Origin of the sequence: Streptococcus mitis (assembly GCF_023109105.1) — a bacterium.
Taxonomy (GTDB): Bacteria; Bacillota; Bacilli; order Lactobacillales; family Streptococcaceae; genus Streptococcus; species Streptococcus mitis_BW.
The window spans coordinates 26206-44402 of sequence record NZ_JALDTZ010000010.1 but is presented as its reverse complement, the minus strand read 5'-3'; the positions used below and the strand labels follow the sequence as shown (position 1 = coordinate 44402).

The window sequence follows — 18197 nt, the reverse complement described above, 5'->3', positions numbered from 1 at the left end:
ATCGAAAGGAGGGTGATGTTTATGTGCAGAACCCGTAAAATCTTAGTAGAAAGGAGTAACCAGATTTGTTACCCTTTGAGGCTTTGACGCTCATGTTTGTAGCTGGTAACTTTGTTATCACGCTCCTGAAGTTCATCCTTGAATTGGTAAAAGAGACAAAAAAATAGCCGTCCTAACTTTGGCGAGTTAACGAGCTATTTTTTAGTTATGTAATTACAGCCACCGTCTTAAACGGCTTTGTAGGGTGTTGTTGACGCAACACCTTTTTCTATCTATATTCATTGTAACATTTATTTTAAAAATTGCAAGTGGAATTGTTCTACTCTAGCAGTGTCTTATATAAAATAGAAATTGAAAAAAATGCTAAAATCCGATATAATGGAGTGTTGAAAGGAATGGTAAAATCCAATGTAAAAATCATTCTTAGCTATTGAAACAACTTAAAATAGAGAATCAAAGAAAGAGAACTTATGAATATTCAAGAAGAAATTAAGAAACGTCGAACCTTTGCCATCATCTCTCACCCGGACGCGGGGAAAACGACCATTACTGAGCAGTTGCTCTACTTTGGGGGAGAAATTCGTGAGGCTGGTACTGTAAAAGGAAAGAAGACAGGAAACTTTGCCAAGTCTGACTGGATGGATATCGAGAAACAACGTGGGATCTCGGTAACCTCATCTGTGATGCAGTTTGACTATGATGGTAAACGAGTCAATATCCTGGACACTCCAGGGCACGAGGACTTCTCAGAGGATACCTATCGTACCTTGATGGCGGTGGATGCTGCGGTTATGGTAGTGGACTCTGCCAAGGGTATTGAGGCCCAAACCAAGAAATTGTTTGAGGTTGTGAAACATCGTGGCATTCCGGTCTTTACCTTTATGAACAAGCTGGACCGTGATGGTCGTGAACCACTAGATCTCTTGCAGGAATTGGAAGAAGTCTTGGGCATTGCTAGCTACCCGATGAACTGGCCTATCGGGATGGGGAAAGCCTTTGAAGGCTTGTATGACCTCTATAACCAACGTTTGGAGCTCTATAAAGGAGATGAGCGTTTTGCTAGTCTGGAAGATGGGGATAAACTTTTTGGCAGCAATCCTTTCTACGAGCAAGTCAAGGATGATATCGAACTGTTAAATGAAGCTGGGAATGAGTTTTCAGAGGAAGCTATTTTGGCTGGAGAATTGACGCCAGTCTTCTTCGGTTCAGCTTTGACAAACTTTGGTGTGCAGACCTTCCTTGAAACCTTCCTCAAGTTTGCTCCAGAACCACATGGACACAAGAAAACAGACGGAGAAATTGTGGATCCTTACGACAAGGACTTCTCAGGATTTGTCTTTAAAATCCAAGCCAATATGGACCCTCGTCACCGTGACCGTATCGCCTTTGTCCGTATCGTATCGGGTGAATTTGAGCGTGGTATGAGTGTCAATCTTCCTCGTACTGGTAAGGGTGCCAAACTGTCGAATGTCACTCAGTTTATGGCTGAAAGTCGTGAGAATGTGACCAATGCGGTAGCAGGAGATATCATCGGGGTTTACGATACAGGTACTTATCAGGTTGGGGACACTTTGACGGTTGGAAAAAACAAGTTTGAATTTGAACCCCTGCCAACCTTTACACCTGAGATTTTCATGAAAGTTTCTGCTAAGAATGTCATGAAGCAAAAATCCTTCCACAAGGGTATCGAGCAATTGGTGCAAGAAGGTGCTGTTCAGCTTTATAAAAATTACCAAACAGGTGAGTACATGCTGGGAGCGGTAGGTCAACTCCAGTTTGAAGTCTTTAAGCACCGTATGGAAGGCGAGTACAATGCGGAAGTAGTTATGAGCCCGATGGGTAAAAAGACTGTTCGTTGGATCAAGCCTGAGGACTTGGATGAACGCATGTCGTCAAGCCGAAATATCTTGGCCAAAGACCGTTTTGATCAACCGGTCTTCCTCTTTGAAAATGACTTTGCCCTCCGCTGGTTTGCGGACAAGTATCCAGACGTAGAGTTGGAAGAGAAAATGTAAATCGTTACAAATGACTAGCAACATAAAGTTGCTGTCATTTGACGGTAACCGCTATGCCGGCTTACCTAAACGCTTCACTAGGAAAAATCCACGAATATTATCGATTCGTGGATTTTTCTGTCGTAATAGATAGAAAAGGGTAACTGCCTTGCTAGCTGAGTTTGGCAAATGGAATCGATTTGCCAAACTCTGTGTAGTGGATAATAAGATAGCAAAGTATGTAGGGTTTTACCTTAGCCTTTTATAAAAAGATGTTGAATATTAGACCTTGTTCGTCCTATTATTAACATTTATGGTAATAACTTACAAATAAAAGAAAACTTCAGATATTCACCTTTTGTGATTGGTCTGAAGTTTTCTTTTTTACTGTCCGTATTTTTGGTAAAAATCAACTTTTACTTGGATGAAGGTTTTGGCTTCACGGAGGAGTTGAAGAAGGGTGGCACGGGTTTCAAATTCTTCTCTTGTCTTGGGTAGACTGCGGTTCCGAAAGACTTCTAGATAGCGTTCGATTTCATCTAGCAAATCAGAAGCAGGATTGGTCTGGCTTAGTTGACCTGCAATTTTTGAAAAGAGTTGCGCTAAAATCAGACTTTCGCTGGCAGCTAGGTGACAGGTATTGATCTGCTGGGCCATGTTTCGCAGGATACGACTTTGTCGTTGTCTCATCTCAAAGTAGTGGATATGGTAGTCGGTCTGGTGAAAGAGGTGGTCAGAGTGATCTAGATAGACCAGTTTGAGAGCCTCTTCCAAAAGGGTGTCCAATTCTTCAACCAGCTGTGCTCGATTGCGTCCGTCCCCTCTGGATAAATAATATTTGAAGCGCTGGAGAATATCTTTTAACTTTTCTTCTACTAATGTGTGGTAGTGCTGGATTTCCTCTTCTCGTGAAGGCATATAGAGATTGACCAGTAAGGCAAATCCTGTACCAATAGCAAAGAGAAGGAATTCATTGACTAGGAGGTCTAGAGAGGTTGACTCTTGTACCAAGAGGTGGCTAACCAAAACAGTGCTTGGTGTGATGCCAATTTCCCAGCCCATCTTGTAGGCTAGAGGCACATAGAGGGCAAGATAGAGGCCAAGGCTCCAGATATGAAATCCGCTCAAGTGAAAAGCCAAAACTCCGATAACCAAAGCTAGAAGCATGGAAAAAAAACGATTGCGGGCCAGTTTTAAAGTACTTCTACGCGTATCAGAGAGGCTTAAGAGGGCGATGATTCCAGCTGAGACAACTGAAGAAAGATTGAGAAAATAAGCAAGAAGGCAGGCAAGACAGGTAGCTAAGATGAGTTTGGTCGTACGTTGGCTGATAGACATAAGAATTTCCTAGTAAGTTGTACTCAATGAAAATCAAAAAGCAAACTAGGAAGTTAGCCGCAGGCTGCTCAAAACACTGTTTTGAGGTTGCAGATAGAACTGACGAAGTCAGTAACATCTATACGGTAAGGTGAAGCTGACGTGGTTTGAAGAGATTTTCGAAGAGTATTAGAATAAAAGAGGAAAAGACAAGACCGAAGCCGGCTTGCCTTTATGAGTTATTTTTTACGGGCTGCTGCGTATTCGGCAACGGCAGTAAAGAGGACATCTGTAGAAGAGTTGAGGGCTGTTTCACATGAGTCTTGGATGACCCCAATCACAAATCCAACCCCAACCACTTGCATGGCAATATCGTTAGAAATACCGAAGAGGCTACAAGCAACTGGGATAAGAAGGAGGGATCCTCCGGCAATACCAGAAGCACCACAGGCTGAGATAGCTGCGACTACACTAAGTACAAAGGCTGTCGCAAAGTCAACAGGGATTCCAAGAGTGTTAACTGCAGCAAGAGTCAAAACGTTAATGGTAATTGCTGCTCCTGCCATGTTGATAGTAGATCCAAGTGGGATAGAAACTGAATAGGTATCTGGGTTGAGTCCAAGATCATGGCATAGTTTCATGTTGACAGGGATGTTGGCAGCAGAACTACGAGTGAAGAAGGCTGTTACACCGCTGACACGCAAACATTTCCAAACGAGAGGATAAGGATTTCTCTTCATAAAGAGGAAGGCAATTAGTGGATTGACTACTAGAGCTACAAAGAACATGGTTGTCACCAAGAGGGCAAGTAAGATTCCATAGTTAGCTAGACTTCCGATTCCTTTATCAGAGATAGTTTTGAAAACAAGGCCAAGGATTCCAAATGGAGCTAGGTTGATGATCCATTCGACAATTTTAGAAGTCACATCAGCCATGTTTTTTAGCAATTCTTTACTGTTTTTGCTGGCCTCTTTCATGGCAATCCCAAAAATAACTGCCCAAGATAGAATACCAATGTAGTTGGCAGTAATGAGGGCATTGACTGGATTGTCAACTAGTTTGAGTAAAAGGTTGCTGAGGACCTGGCCAATCCCATCTGGTGGTGTAATTTCTGTATTGACACTATTTAAGGTAATTTCAACTGGAACGATGAAACTAGCAAAGACAGCCACAAGTGCCGCTGCAAAGGTTCCCACTAAATAAAGAAAGATAACGGTTTTCATATTGCTATCTTGGCCCTTTTGATGTTGGGAAAGGGCGTTAGCAACGAGGGCAAATACCAGAATTGGTGCGATGGCTTTTAGACCACCAACAAAGAGATCTCCAAGTAGACCAATTCCTGAAACAGTAGGAAACGTCAGTCCAAGGATTCCTCCAAGAAGCATGCCAATCAAAATCCGTTTGATCAGGCTTGCCTTATTCCAAGCATGAATGAATTTTTTCATAACAATCTCCTTTATTGTGTAATGTTTATGATTATAGTATAAATATGAACTAAAATCAAGAATTTTCTGTCTATTTTTGAAATTATTTTTGAATATTTATGGAGATTCATCACTTGTGAAAGTATGGTATAATAAATGAAAGGAGTTTTCTATGCAAGAATTTTTTCAAACCTACCTCAATAAGCTTGATATAACAACGATTATTGAGAATATCCTAACAAAGTTAATTTCTCTGTTATTTCTATTTTTACTTTTCTATATAGCTAAGAAATTGCTCCATACCATGGTGCAGAGAATTGTCAAACCTTCTCTAAAAATGTCTCGTCATGATGTCGGACGTCAGAAAACAATCTCACGTCTGTTAGAAAATATGTTTAATTATACTCTTTATTTCTTTTTGCTCTATTGCATTTTGTCGATTTTAGGTTTGCCAGTTTCTAGTTTGCTGGCAGGTGCTGGGATTGCTGGGGTGGCTATTGGGATGGGAGCTCAAGGCTTTCTGTCTGATGTCATCAATGGCTTTTTTATCCTTTTTGAACGTCAACTGGATGTGGGAGATGAGGTTGTTCTGACAAATGGTCCTATTACTGTATCGGGCAAGGTCATCAGCGTCGGTATTCGAACGACTCAACTCCGAGGAGAAGACCAGGTTCTGCACTTCGTTCCCAATCGGAATATCACCGTCGTCAGCAATTTCTCTCGGACAGACCAGGCCTGAAATTTTAGCAGATTTATGGTACAATAGAAAGAGTTTGGTAAAGGAGAGAAGATGTTTTTAGAAAAAAAACTGGGAAATGGTTGTATCTGGATTAACTTAGATTTGGACAAGTTGAAAAAACTAGAAGACCTTTCTGAAATCTACGGTTTGGACAAAGAAACCATTGAATACGCACTGGATAAAAATGAACGTGCCCATATGGATTATAACCGTGAGAATGGGACTGTGACCTTTATCTACAATGTTCTGGACTTAGAAAAGGACAAGGATTACTATGAAGCGATTCCCATGACCTTTATCGTTGAAAACAAACGAATGATTACCATCAGCAACCATAAGAATGCTTATGTCATTGATCAGATGTTAGCTTATCTGGATAGCCATGAGTCGCTTTCTATTTACAAGTTTCTCTTTGCTGGTTTAGAGATTATCAGTAACGCTTATTATCCTGTCATTGAAGAGATGGATAAAAGTAAGGACGAAATTAGTGCCTTGCTACGTCAAACTACAACAAAGAAAAATCTCTTCGCCCTGTCCGACTTGGAGACAGGTATGGTTTACTTGACAGCAGCGGCAAAACAAAATCGACTCCTCTTGGAACATATCCAGGGCCATGCTCTTTATCGGAGATTTAATGATGTCGAACGAGAGCAGTTTGATGATGCCATGATTGAAGCCCATCAGTTGGTGTCTATGACAGACTTGATTTCTCAAGTCTTGCAACAACTCTCAGCTTCTTACAACAACATCCTAAACAATAACTTGAATGATAGTTTGACAATTTTGACTATTGTCTCCGTCTTACTAGCAGTACTTGCGGTTATTACAGGTTTCTTCGGAATGAATGTTCCTCTACCATTTACAGAAGAGCCAAATGCTTGGATTTATATCTTAATGGCTAGCTTGATTTTATGGGCAGCCTTATCTCAATGGCTGAAGAAAATTACTAGAAAATAAAAGAGAAGGAGCCAGAATGGCGATTGAAAATTACATGCCAGATTTTGCTGTGGAAGCAGTTTATGATTTGACAGTAGAAAGCCTGCAAAAACAAGGAATAAAAGCTGTTTTGGTGGATTTAGATAATACTCTCATTGCTTGGAATAACCCTGACGGGACTCCAGAGATGAAACGATGGTTGCATGACCTTCGTGATGCTGGTATTCGCATCATCGTAGTCTCAAATAACACTAAGAAACGCGTCCAAAGAGCAGTTGAGAAGTTTGGAATTGATTACATTTATTGGGCCTTGAAGCCCTTCACATTGGGAATTGACCGTGCCATGAAGGAATTCCACTATGAGAAAAGTGAAGTAGTCATGGTTGGCGACCAGCTCATGACAGATATTCGAGCAGCCCACCGTGCAGGCATTCGCTCGATTTTAGTCAAACCCTTGGTCCAACACGATTCGATCAAAACGCAGATTAACCGAGCTCGTGAGCGCCGTGTCATGCGAAAAATCACTGAAAAGTACGGGCCAATTACATATAAAAAAGGAATTTAACTATGGAAGAAATTCTCTGTATTGGTTGTGGAGCAACCATTCAGACGACAGACAAGGCTGGTCTTGGCTTTACCCCCCAGTCGGCACTTGAAAAAGGTTTGGAGACTGGTGAAGTCTATTGCCAACGCTGTTTCCGTCTCCGCCACTACAATGAAATCACGGATGTCCAGTTGACGGATGATGATTTCCTCAAGCTCTTGCACGAGGTGGGAGACAGTGATGCCTTGGTGGTCAATGTCATTGATATCTTTGACTTTAATGGCTCTGTCATCCCAGGCTTGCCACGTTTTGTCTCGGGCAATGATGTCCTCTTGGTTGGAAATAAAAAAGATATCTTGCCCAAGTCTGTTAAACCGGGCAAGATTAGCCAGTGGTTGATGGAGCGTGCCCACGAAGAGGGTCTTCGTCCAGTCGATGTCGTCCTAACTTCGGCACAAAACAAACATGCCATTAAGGAAGTCATTGACAAGATTGAACATTACCGTAAGGGCCGTGATGTCTATGTTGTTGGGGTAACCAATGTTGGGAAATCAACTCTTATTAATGCTATTATCCAGGAAATTACGGGTGATCAGAATGTCATCACGACTTCGCGCTTCCCAGGGACAACCTTGGACAAGATTGAGATTCCGCTTGACGACGGTTCATATATCTACGATACACCGGGAATTATCCACCGTCATCAGATGGCCCACTACTTGACGGCTAAAAACCTCAAGTATGTCAGTCCTAAAAAGGAAATCAAGCCTAAAACCTATCAGCTTAATCCCGAGCAAACCCTGTTTTTAGGTGGTTTGGGACGCTTTGACTTCATTGCAGGAGAAAAGCAAGGATTCACAGCCTTCTTTGACAATGAACTCAAACTCCACCGTACCAAGCTTGAGGGCGCTAGTGCCTTTTACGACAAGCACCTTGGAACTCTTCTAACACCGCCAAATAGCAAGGAAAAAGAAGATTTTCCAAAACTAGTCCAACATGTCTTTAATATCAAGGATAAGACAGATCTAGTTATCTCAGGACTAGGCTGGATTCGCGTAACAGGAACTGCCAAAGTCGCCGTCTGGGCACCAGAAGGCGTCGCCGTCGTCACACGCAAAGCAATTATTTAAACACAGAAAGGAAAGGGTTATCTGAATTCGGGCGAGCAGGGCGAGCCCTGTAGAGAATACTTTTCGCCGTGGTGTCAGTTGGTACAAGGAATTGTACCAACTGCGGAAAATTAGAGACCTTAGGCTCAAATTTTAGTCATGAAAGTCCGAAGGACTTTGCTGACGTCCGTCACCACTTCAGAAAAGTATTAAAAGAAACTCTTTTAAAGAAATTATGTCATTAACATCAAAACAACGTGCCTTCCTCAACAGCCAGGCACACACCCTCAAACCCATCATCCAAATCGGGAAAAATGGTCTCAACGACCAAATCAAAACCAGCGTCCGTCAAGCTCTTGACGCTCGCGAATTGATTAAAGTTACGCTCTTGCAAAACACAGATGAAAACATCCACGAAGTAGCTGAAATCTTGGAAGAAGAAATCGGTGTGGATACGGTCCAAAAAATCGGACGCATCTTGATTTTGTATAAACAATCCAGCAAGAAAGAAAATCGCAAGATTTCCAAGAAAGTCAAAGAAATCTAAAACCCTACTCCAAACAACTGTTTTTACAGAGAATTAAAGGAAGACGAGCCTATGGCAATCGAATTATTGACTCCCTTTACCAAGGTAGAGTTGGAGCCAGAAATCAAGGAGAAAAAACGCAAACAAGTCGGGATTTTAGGCGGAAATTTTAACCCTGTTCACAATGCCCATCTTGTTGTGGCGGACCAAGTACGACAACAGTTGGGACTGGACCAGGTCCTGCTCATGCCCGAATACCAACCACCTCATGTAGATAAAAAGGAAACCATCCCCGAGCACCATCGGCTCAAGATGCTTGAGTTGGCGATTGAGGGGATTGAAGGCTTAGCCATTGAAACAATCGAGTTAGAGCGCAAGGGAATTTCCTACACCTACGACACCATGAAGATTTTGACGGAACAACATCCAGACACGGATTATTACTTCATTATCGGGGCTGATATGGTGGACTATCTGCCTAAATGGTACCGAATTGATGAGCTGGTCGACATGGTTCAGTTTGTGGGAGTTCAGCGCCCACGTTACAAGGCTGGGACTTCCTATCCAGTTATCTGGGTGGATGTGCCTCTCATGGACATCTCGTCCAGCATGGTGCGTGACTTCATTGCCCAAGGTCGGAAACCCAACTTTCTCCTACCTCAGCCAGTGCTAGACTACATCGAGAAGGAGGGGCTTTACTGATGGCATACCAAGACTATATCAACTGTTCCCGTGAGGTTTTGTTGGAAAGAATGGCAGAGCTTCTACCTGAAAAACGTGTAACCCATTGCTTGGGTGTAGAGTGTGCAGCCATTGAACTTGCAGAACGATTCGGAGTCGATGCCGATAAAGCAGGTCTAGCAGGTCTCCTTCATGACTATGCTAAAAAGTTGTCAGATCAGGAATTTCTAGACTTGATTGACCGTTATCAGCTAGACCCTGACCTCAAAAACTGGGGCAATAATGTCTGGCATGGTATGGTTGGCATCTACAAGATTCAGGAAGATTTGGATTTGCAAGACTCTGAAATCCTGCGAGCTATTGAAATCCATACAGTCGGAGCTGGTCAGATGACCGATCTAGATAAAGTCATCTACGTCGCAGATTATATCGAGCACAATCGTGCCTTTCCAGGCGTGGATCAGGCGCGTGAAATTGCAAGTTTGTCACTTAATAAGGCAGTGGCCTACGAAACGGCACGAACTGTGGAGCATTTGGCTCATCAAGGATTTCCCATCTATCCCCAAACCCTTGAAACCTATAACGCCTTTGTACACTATTTGAAAGAGGACTAAATGAAGACGGCTTTTATAATCATTGATGTTCAGAATATTTTAGTGGAAACTGGGTTTCAGACAAAAAGTCTATTGGAAAAAATTTCTTATTTACAAAACCAGGCTAGAAGCAAGAATATCGAAATTATCTATGTTCAACATATTGAGAACTCTGAAGCTCAAACATCAGAAGATTGGCAGTTATCTGAGTTTTTAAGTCGAAAACCTAATGAAAAGGTCTTTCAGAAGAAGTATAACAGTATTTTCAAAGAAACTGGTTTAAAAGAATACTTGGATAAACAGGGGATTGAAAAATTAGTTTTATGTGGTATGCAGACAGAATATTGTGTGGATACCTCTGTCAAGGTTGCCTTTGAATATGGCTATCAGCTTATTATTCCAGAAGGAACTTGCACAACGTTTGATGGCGATGACATTCCAGCAGAAACGATAAATGAATTTTATGAGGGCATTTGGGAGGGGCGCTTTGCAGATGTCCTAAATTACAAACATATTTTCTAGAAAGAGGATTAAATGAAAGAAAAAGAATTACTAGAACTAGTCGTGAAGGCGGCTGATGAGAAACGTGCGGAAGATATCCTTGCACTTGACGTACAAGATTTGACCAGCGTGACGGACTACTTTGTCATTACTAGCTCGATGAATAGCCGTCAGTTGGACGCTATCGCTGACAATATCCGTGAAAAAGTAGCTGAAGCAGGCTTTAAAGGCAGCCATGTCGAAGGCGATGCAGCTGGAGGTTGGGTCTTGCTAGACCTCGGCAGTGTCGTTGTGCATATCTTCTCAGAAGAAATGCGTGCCCACTATAACCTTGAAAAACTATGGCATGAGGCGGATTCAGTAGACATTTCAGAAGCTTTGGCCTAGAAGATGAACTCAGTTGTAGTCAACTGGGTTTTATTTGCTTATTTTAGAAAAAATGGATAGAAAGGTAAGGGCTAGTGGTGTTTACCATGGAGCTCTTAGTAGCATGATTATGGCGACTTATGAAACCTTTGCGGCTGTTTATGATGCTGTGATGGACGATAGTTTATACGATAAATGGACGGATTTTTCCCTCCGTCATTTGCCAAAGACTAAGGAGAGAAAGAAACTCTTGGAGTTGGCTTGTGGGACAGGTATTCAGTCTGTGCGCTTTTCTCAGGCAGGTTTTGATGTAACTGGACTGGACTTGAGCGCGGATATGTTAAAGATAGCGGAGAAGAGAGCAGCTTCAGCCAAGCAAAAGATTGATTTTATTGAAGGCAATATGCTGGATTTGTCCAAGGCAGGTAAATACGATTTTGTCACGTGTTACTCGGACTCAATCTGTTACATGCAGGATGAGGTGGAAGTAGGGGACGTTTTTAAAGAAGTCTATAATGCCTTAAATGAAGATGGTGTTTTTATCTTTGATGTGCATTCGACTTACCAGACTGACGACGTTTTTCCAGGTTATTCCTATCATGAAAATGCAGAAGACTTTGCCATGCTTTGGGACACCTATGAGGACGAAGCCCCTCACTCTATCGTGCATGAACTGACTTTCTTTATCAAGGAAGCAGACGGATCCTTTAGTCGTCACGATGAGGTGCATGAGGAGCGTACATACGAGGTCTTAACCTATGATATTTTGCTGGAACAGGCTGGTTTCAAATCCTTCAAACTCTATGCGGACTTTGAGGACAAGGAGCCAACAGAAACTAGCAACCGTTGGTTTTTTGTGGCACAGAAGTAGGAGAATATCATGACCATCACAGGTATTATAGCGGAGTTCAATCCTTTTCACAATGGCCACAAATACCTGCTAGATCAGGCTGATGGACTGAAAATCGTGGCTATGTCAGGGAATTTTATGCAGAGAGGTGAGCCTGCAATTGTGGACAAGTGGACACGAGCCCAAATGGCATTGGAAAATGGCGCAGACTTGGTAGTAGAATTGCCCTTTTTAGTCAGTGTTCAGGCAGCAGATTTCTTTGGCCAAGGGGCTGTGGACATCTTGGCTCGTTTGGGCATTGATATTCTAGCTTTTGGGACGGAGGAAGTTCTAGATTACCAGAAAATCGCTGATTTATACACAGAGCAGGGTGCTGAGATGGAGAAATTTGTGGAAAATCTTCCTGATTCCCTCTCCTATCCCCAGAAAACCCAAGCTATGTGGAAGGAATTTGCAGGTCTTGATTTTTCAGGCAATACGCCCAATCATGTCCTTGCTCTGGCCTATGCCAAGGCGCTTGCTGCACGAAACATCAAGTTGCACCCGATTCAGCGTCAGGGGGCAGGTTATCATTCTGTGGACAAGGATGTGGACTTTGCCTCGGCGACAGCCCTGCGTCAGCATCAGTCAGACCAAGATTTCTTAGAACGCTTTATGCCCTCTGCTGCCCTCTTTGAGCAGACTAGTAAGGTGAGCTGGGAAGATTATTTTCCACTTTTACGCTATCAAATCTTTTCAAATCCAGACCTAAGTACTATTTATCAGGTTAATCAAGAAATGGCAGTGCGCATCAAGGATGCCATCAAGACAGCTCAGTCTGTTGACGAATTGATCGAGGCGGTTGCGACCAAACGCTACACCAAGGCGCGTGTCAGACGTCTCTTGACCTATATCTTGGTGCAGGCCAGAGAAAGTGACTTGCCAGAAGGTATCCATGTCCTTGGCTTTACCGAAAAAGGCAGACAACATCTTAAGTCTTTGAAAGGGCAGATCCATCTAGTCAGCCGAATTGGAAAAAAAACCTGGGATGCCGTGACCCAAAAGGCAGATCAAATCTACCAACTAGGACACCCGAGTATAGCAGAACAGAATTTCGGCAGAGTACCCATTAGAATAGAATCAAACTAAGTCTACTGAAAGGTAGGCTTTTCTAAAAAACAAGTTTATTTTAGTAAATGTATTATAAATTCCCAAAAACATATTCTATTTTAGGTTTGTGAAAATCACTTTTTTATGGTAGAATGTAAAAGAATGTATGTCATTCGGAATAACAATAAAATGAGGTAAAAACATGGAAATCATGTCGCTTGCGATTGCTGTTTTTGCCGTCATCATTGGTTTAGTCATTGGATATGTCAGCATCTCAGCCAAGATGAAATCATCTCAGGAAGCTGCGGAGTTGATGCTTTTAAATGCTGAACAAGAAGCAACTAATTTACGTGGACAAGCTGAGCGTGAAGCGGATTTACTTGTTAATGAAGCCAAACGTGAAAGCAAGTCTCTTAAAAAAGAAGCACTATTGGAGGCCAAAGAAGAAGCCAGAAAATACCGTGAAGAAGTGGACGCTGAATTCAAATCAGAACGTCAAGAACTCAAACAAATCGAAAGTCGTTTGACAGAGAGAGCTACTAGCCTTGACCGTAAGGACGACAATTTGACGAGTAAAGAACAAACACTTGAACAAAAAGAACAAAGTATTTCTGATAGGGCGAAAAACCTTGATGCGCGTGAAGAGCAATTAGAGGAAGTCGAAAGACAAAAAGAAGCTGAACTAGAGCGTATTGGTGCTCTGTCTCAGGCAGAAGCACGAGATATTATCTTGGCTCAGACAGAGGAGAACTTGACCAAGGAGATTGCCAGTCGCATTCGCGAAGCTGAGCAAGAGGTCAAGGAACGTTCTGACAAAATGGCCAAGGACATCTTGGTTCAAGCTATGCAACGTATCGCTGGTGAATATGTAGCGGAGTCAACAAACTCAACAGTTCATCTGCCGGATGATACTATGAAGGGACGTATTATTGGTCGTGAAGGTCGTAACATTCGTACCTTTGAAAGCTTGACAGGGGTCGATGTGATTATCGATGATACGCCAGAAGTGGTGACCTTGTCAGGATTTGATCCGATTCGTCGTGAGATTGCCCGCATGACTATGGAAATGTTGCTCAAGGATGGTCGTATTCACCCAGCTCGTATCGAAGAGTTGGTTGAGAAAAACCGTCAGGAGATTGACAATAAAATCCGTGAATACGGTGAGGCTGCTGCCTATGAGATTGGTGCACCAAACCTTCATCCAGATTTGATGAAGATAATGGGACGTTTGCAGTTCCGTACTTCATATGGACAAAACGTCTTGCGTCATTCGATTGAAGTTGCTAAGCTGGCTGGTATCATGGCGAGTGAGCTTGGTGAAAATGCGGCTCTTGCCCGTCGTGCTGGATTCCTTCACGATATCGGGAAAGCCATCGACCGTGAGGTTGAGGGTAGCCACGTTGAAATTGGTATGGAATTGGCTCGTAAGTACAAGGAACACCCAGTTGTGGTAAATACGATTGCTAGTCACCATGGTGATGTTGAAGCTGAAAGCGTGATTGCAGTTATCGTTGCTGCAGCAGATGCCTTGAGCGCAGCCCGTCCAGGTGCTCGTAGTGAGTCTCTTGAAAGCTATATCAAGCGTCTTCATGATTTGGAAGAAATTGCGAATGGCTTTGAAGGAGTACAAACTAGCTTTGCTCTTCAAGCAGGACGTGAAATCCGTATCATGGTCAATCCAGGACAAATCAAAGACGACAAAGTCACAATCTTGGCTCACAAAGTTCGTGAGAAAATTGAAAATAATCTCGATTACCCAGGAAATATCAAGGTAACCGTGATTCGCGAGCTTCGTGCAGTAGATTATGCTAAATAAATAAGAAAGAGCAGTTGAAAAATTACTGCTTTTTTGTTACACTAGATAGAAAGACTGTAAAGGATAATCTGGCTTTTTGCCATTATTCTAGAGAAATGTTATTTCACAGACTGACTAAAAGGAGACACAATGGCAGACCGAGGCTTACTAATCGTTTTTTCTGGTCCTTCAGGGGTTGGAAAAGGAACGGTTAGAAGAGAGATTTTTGAGAGTTCTGAAAACCAATTTCAATACTCTGTATCGATGACGACACGCGCACAACGTCCTGGAGAAGTGGACGGTGTTGATTATTTCTTCCGTACTCGGAAAGAGTTTGAAGAGCTGATTCGTCAAGGACAGATGTTGGAATACGCAGAATATGTCGGCAACTACTATGGAACTCCTCTGACCTATGTCAATGAAACCTTGGACAAGGGAATCGATGTTTTCCTTGAAATTGAAGTTCAAGGTGCTCTTCAGGTCAAGAAAAAGGTTCCAGATGCTGTCTTTATCTTCCTGACACCACCAGATTTGGATGAATTGCAGGATCGTTTGGTAGGTCGTGGAACAGACAGTGCAGAAGTAATTGCCCAACGAATCGAAAAAGCCAAGGAAGAAATTGCTCTCATGCGTGAGTATGATTATGCGATTGTCAACGATCAGGTGCCCCTAGCTGCTGAGCGTGTCAAACGTGTGATTGAAGCAGAGCACTTCCGTGTGGATCGTGTCATTGGTCACTATCAGGAGATGTTACCAAAATCTCCAACTACCCGATAAAATTTAGAAAATAGGTACAAGCAAATGATGTTAAAACCCTCTATTGATACCTTGCTCGACAAGGTTCCTTCAAAATATTCACTCGTAATCTTGGAAGCAAAACGTGCCCACGAATTGGAAGCAGGTGTGCCAGCAACTCAAGGTTTCAAGTCTGAAAAATCAACTCTTCGCGCTTTAGAAGAAATCGAATCAGGAAACGTTACAATTCACCCAGATCCAGAAGGAAAACGTGAAGCAGTGCGTCGCCGTATTGAAGAAGAAAAACGCCGCAAAGAAGAAGAAGAAAAGAAAATCAAAGAGCAAATCGCTAAAGAAAAAGAAGATGGTGAAAAAATTTAAGGTTGGGGGGACTCAATCTTATTTTTTCTATTGCAAGAATATACTGATACTCAATGAAAATCAAAAAGCAAACTAGGAAGCTAGCCGCAGGTTGCTCAAAACACGGTTTTGAGGTTGCTGATAGGACTGACGAAGTCAGTAACATATATACGGTAAGGCGACGCTGACGTGGTTTGAAGAGATTTTCGAAGAGTATGACAAGGAGGAGGTGAGAAGATGGCAATCGCAAAGATTATCGTAGATGTACCCTTGATGCAGACAGACCAGCCCTATAGTTATAGGATTCCGGAGGAATTTCTGGGAATGCTGGAGGTTGGGATGCGGGTTCACGTGCCCTTTGGTAAGGGAAATCGCCTGATTCAAGGTATTGTTCTTGGTTTAGAGTCTCAATCATATGAAGAAGAAATGGAGCAAGATTTAAAAGATATAGCCGAGGTGCTGGATTTTTCTCCCGTTCTCACGAAAGAACAACTCTGGCTGGCTGAGGAGCTTCGCAAATCTGTCTTCTCCTACAAAATCTCCATCCTCAAGGCCATGTTGCCGGGATTTCTAAATTCCAGCTATGACAAGATTCTCTATCCTCTGGAAGGTCTAAGTCAGGCAGACAAAGAGCGCTTGTTTGGTTCTGAAGATTCGCTAGCCTTTTCTTCTTTAGATTTAGCTAAGCAAGCTGAAATGATGCGTTTGACAAGAAAAGGCCTGCTTGGTCTGGAATATCAGGCAGTCGATCAAAAGAAGGTCAAGACCCAGTCCTGGTATGAAGTCGACCTTGTTCAGTTAGAAGGTGTCGAGATTTCTGCACGCGCCAAGAAAAAGTTGGAATTGAGAGACTATTTGCTGTCTCATCCGGAGAGTGCTTCTTTGGCTAGTTTGTTAGAGTCCTACTCGCGTGAGCAAGTCAACTTCTTTGTGGAACAAGGTGCTGTTACCATAGTTCAAAAGGAAGTTCAACGCTCAGCTGCTTATTTTGAAGGCATAGAGGCAAGTCGACCTTTGGAGTTGAATCCAGAACAAGGACAGGCGCGAGATGCGGTTGTCAGTGCGATTGGCAGTCATCAGCCACCCTTCCTCCTTCAAGGGATTACAGGAAGTGGGAAGACTGAGGTTTACTTGCAGATTATCCAAGGTGCTTTGGATAAGGGCAAGACAGCTATTTTGCTGGTACCTGAGATTTCCTTGACTCCTCAGATGACGGAGCGTTTTATCGCTCGTTTTGGGGACAAGGTTGCCATACTTCACTCAGGCCTGTCCAATGGTGAAAAGTATGATGAATGGCGCAAGGTAGAACGTGGCGATGCTCAAGTTGTTGTTGGTGCCAGATCGGCTATCTTTGCTCCGCTGAAAAATCTGGGTGTTATGATTATTGATGAGGAACATGAAGCGACTTATAAGCAGGACAGTAATCCTCGTTACCATGCCAGAGAGGTGGCTATTTTACGGGCTAAGTATAATCAAGCAGCTTTGGTGCTTGGGTCTGCGACACCGAGCTTAGAGAGCCGTGCGAGGGCTGGAAAAGGCGTTTATCAGCACTTACGTCTGACGCAACGTGCCAATCCTTTGGCCACGATCCCCGAGGTTCAAGTGATTGATTTTCGGGACTATATTGGACAGAATGAGACATCAAACTTTACGCCCCCTTTGCTAGAAGCCATTCAAGACCGTCTAGCTAAAAAAGAGCAGGTGGTTCTCATGCTCAATCGCCGTGGCTATTCTAGCTTTGTTATGTGCCGGGAATGTGGGACTGTGGATACTTGTCCCAACTGTGACATTTCTCTAACCTTGCACATGGATACCAAGACCATGAATTGTCATTATTGTGGTTTTTCGAAGGATATTCCTCAGGTTTGCCCTAACTGTAAGAGTCGCAGCATTCGTTACTATGGGACAGGGACACAGAAGGCTTATGACGAGCTGGCAGAACTCTTTCCTCAGGCTCGGATTTTACGCATGGATGTAGATACGACTCGTAAGAAAGGTAGTCACCAAGCTCTGCTTGACCAGTTTGGACGAGGAGAAGCGGATATCTTGCTTGGCACACAAATGATTGCCAAGGGCTTGGATTTTCCAAATGTGACCTTAGTCGGAGTTCTAAATGCGGATACAGCTTTGAATCTGCCTGATTTTCGTTCTTCTGAGAGAACCTTTCAACTTTTGACTCAGGTTGCAGGTCGGGCAGGTCGGGCTGAAAAAGCCGGTCAGGTCTTAATCCAGTCTTACAATCCACAGCACTATGCTATAAGATTTGCCAAGGATCAGGATTATGAAGGCTTTTATGCCTATGAAATGGGAATCAGACGACAATTAGGCTATCCACCTTACTATTTTACGATTGGAATTACCCTTTCTCACAAGAAAGAAGAAGAGGTGGTCAAACGTGCTTATGAAGTCATGGAGATTTTGCGGTCTGGTTTGTCCGATACTAGTAAAATTCTTGGACCAACACCAAAACCAATCGCCCGCACTCATAACCTCTACCATTATCAAATTTTAATCAAATATCGTTTAGAAGATGAGCTTGGCTCAACACTCAACCAAGTTTTGGCCTTGACTCAAGAACGGGAAAATAGTGAGCTCCGTCTCAGCATTGATCATGAGCCACAGCAATTTTTATAAGAAG

General features: G+C 42.9%; 19 protein-coding genes. 17 read left to right on the top strand and 2 right to left on the bottom strand.

The genetic code is table 11. From position 1 onward, the window contains the following. Positions 1–92 precede the first annotated feature (92 nt). The gene (locus M1F37_RS06825; RefSeq protein WP_232610068.1) at positions 93–167 is read left to right on the top strand and encodes a hypothetical protein; all 75 of its coding nucleotides are present in this window, start codon (positions 93–95) and stop codon (positions 165–167) included. 303 nt (positions 168–470) lie between these two features. Beyond that, entirely contained in the window at positions 471–2015 is a 1545-nt protein-coding gene (locus M1F37_RS06820; RefSeq protein WP_247935241.1) for a peptide chain release factor 3, read from the top strand. A 363-nt stretch (positions 2016–2378) separates the two neighbouring features. On the opposite strand, the gene M1F37_RS06815 is transcribed toward M1F37_RS06820, so the two are convergent. Next, positions 2379–3332 carry an aromatic acid exporter family protein gene (locus M1F37_RS06815; RefSeq protein ID WP_247935240.1) on the bottom strand — a complete coding sequence of 318 codons (954 nt, stop codon included), beginning with the start codon at positions 3330–3332 and terminating at the stop codon, positions 2379–2381. Between the two features lie 218 nt (positions 3333–3550). Further along, positions 3551–4756, bottom strand: coding sequence for a serine/threonine transporter SstT (gene sstT / locus M1F37_RS06810; protein WP_247935239.1), 1206 nt, complete (start codon positions 4754–4756; stop codon positions 3551–3553). A gap of 151 nt (positions 4757–4907) precedes the next feature. Between sstT and M1F37_RS06805 the strand changes: the two genes are divergently transcribed. The 15 genes from M1F37_RS06805 to M1F37_RS06735 all read left to right on the top strand — a co-directional run bounded on the left by M1F37_RS06805 (position 4908) and on the right by M1F37_RS06735 (position 18193). Continuing rightward, positions 4908–5474, top strand: coding sequence for a mechanosensitive ion channel family protein (locus M1F37_RS06805; protein ID WP_247935238.1), 567 nt, complete (start codon positions 4908–4910; stop codon positions 5472–5474). A gap of 51 nt (positions 5475–5525) precedes the next feature. Beyond that, positions 5526–6431, top strand: coding sequence for a magnesium transporter CorA family protein (locus M1F37_RS06800; RefSeq protein ID WP_247935237.1), 906 nt, complete (start codon positions 5526–5528; stop codon positions 6429–6431). Between the two features lie 16 nt (positions 6432–6447). Further along, positions 6448–6975 (top strand): YqeG family HAD IIIA-type phosphatase, encoded by a 528-nt coding sequence (locus M1F37_RS06795; RefSeq protein ID WP_247935236.1) that lies wholly within the window; start codon positions 6448–6450, stop codon positions 6973–6975. Positions 6976–6977: 2 nt separating this feature from the next. Continuing rightward, on the top strand, positions 6978–8084 hold the full coding sequence (gene yqeH, locus M1F37_RS06790) for a ribosome biogenesis GTPase YqeH (protein ID WP_247935235.1): 1107 nt from the start codon (positions 6978–6980) through the stop codon (positions 8082–8084). Positions 8085–8298: 214 nt separating this feature from the next. After that, positions 8299–8610 (top strand): ribosome assembly RNA-binding protein YhbY, encoded by a 312-nt coding sequence (gene yhbY / locus M1F37_RS06785; protein WP_000060171.1) that lies wholly within the window; start codon positions 8299–8301, stop codon positions 8608–8610. Positions 8611–8661: 51 nt separating this feature from the next. Further along, positions 8662–9291 carry a nicotinate-nucleotide adenylyltransferase gene (locus M1F37_RS06780; RefSeq protein ID WP_000963713.1) on the top strand — a complete coding sequence of 210 codons (630 nt, stop codon included), beginning with the start codon at positions 8662–8664 and terminating at the stop codon, positions 9289–9291. Then, positions 9291–9884, top strand: coding sequence for a bis(5'-nucleosyl)-tetraphosphatase (symmetrical) YqeK (gene yqeK, locus M1F37_RS06775; RefSeq protein ID WP_247935234.1), 594 nt, complete (start codon positions 9291–9293; stop codon positions 9882–9884). The genes M1F37_RS06780 and yqeK overlap by 1 nt, the downstream gene beginning before the upstream one ends. Then, on the top strand, positions 9885–10385 hold the full coding sequence (locus M1F37_RS06770; RefSeq protein ID WP_247935233.1) for a cysteine hydrolase family protein: 501 nt from the start codon (positions 9885–9887) through the stop codon (positions 10383–10385). It begins immediately after the preceding gene. Between the two features lie 12 nt (positions 10386–10397). Further along, positions 10398–10751 carry a ribosome silencing factor gene (gene rsfS, locus M1F37_RS06765; RefSeq protein ID WP_247935232.1) on the top strand — a complete coding sequence of 118 codons (354 nt, stop codon included), beginning with the start codon at positions 10398–10400 and terminating at the stop codon, positions 10749–10751. A 109-nt stretch (positions 10752–10860) separates the two neighbouring features. Further along, complete coding sequence (locus M1F37_RS06760; protein ID WP_247935265.1) at positions 10861–11601, top strand: class I SAM-dependent DNA methyltransferase; 741 nt, start codon at positions 10861–10863, stop codon at positions 11599–11601. A gap of 9 nt (positions 11602–11610) precedes the next feature. Next, the gene (locus M1F37_RS06755; RefSeq protein WP_247935231.1) at positions 11611–12708 is read left to right on the top strand and encodes a nucleotidyltransferase; all 1098 of its coding nucleotides are present in this window, start codon (positions 11611–11613) and stop codon (positions 12706–12708) included. A gap of 163 nt (positions 12709–12871) precedes the next feature. Continuing rightward, complete coding sequence (locus M1F37_RS06750) at positions 12872–14485, top strand: ribonuclease Y (RefSeq protein WP_000404936.1); 1614 nt, start codon at positions 12872–12874, stop codon at positions 14483–14485. A gap of 129 nt (positions 14486–14614) precedes the next feature. Then, on the top strand, positions 14615–15241 hold the full coding sequence (gene gmk / locus M1F37_RS06745; protein WP_247935230.1) for a guanylate kinase: 627 nt from the start codon (positions 14615–14617) through the stop codon (positions 15239–15241). Positions 15242–15265: 24 nt separating this feature from the next. Beyond that, positions 15266–15580, top strand: a complete 315-nt coding sequence (gene rpoZ, locus M1F37_RS06740; RefSeq protein WP_088806302.1) for a DNA-directed RNA polymerase subunit omega — start codon at positions 15266–15268, stop codon at positions 15578–15580. Between the two features lie 216 nt (positions 15581–15796). Then, entirely contained in the window at positions 15797–18193 is a 2397-nt protein-coding gene (locus tag M1F37_RS06735) for a primosomal protein N' (RefSeq protein ID WP_247935229.1), read from the top strand. Positions 18194–18197 lie beyond the last annotated feature (4 nt).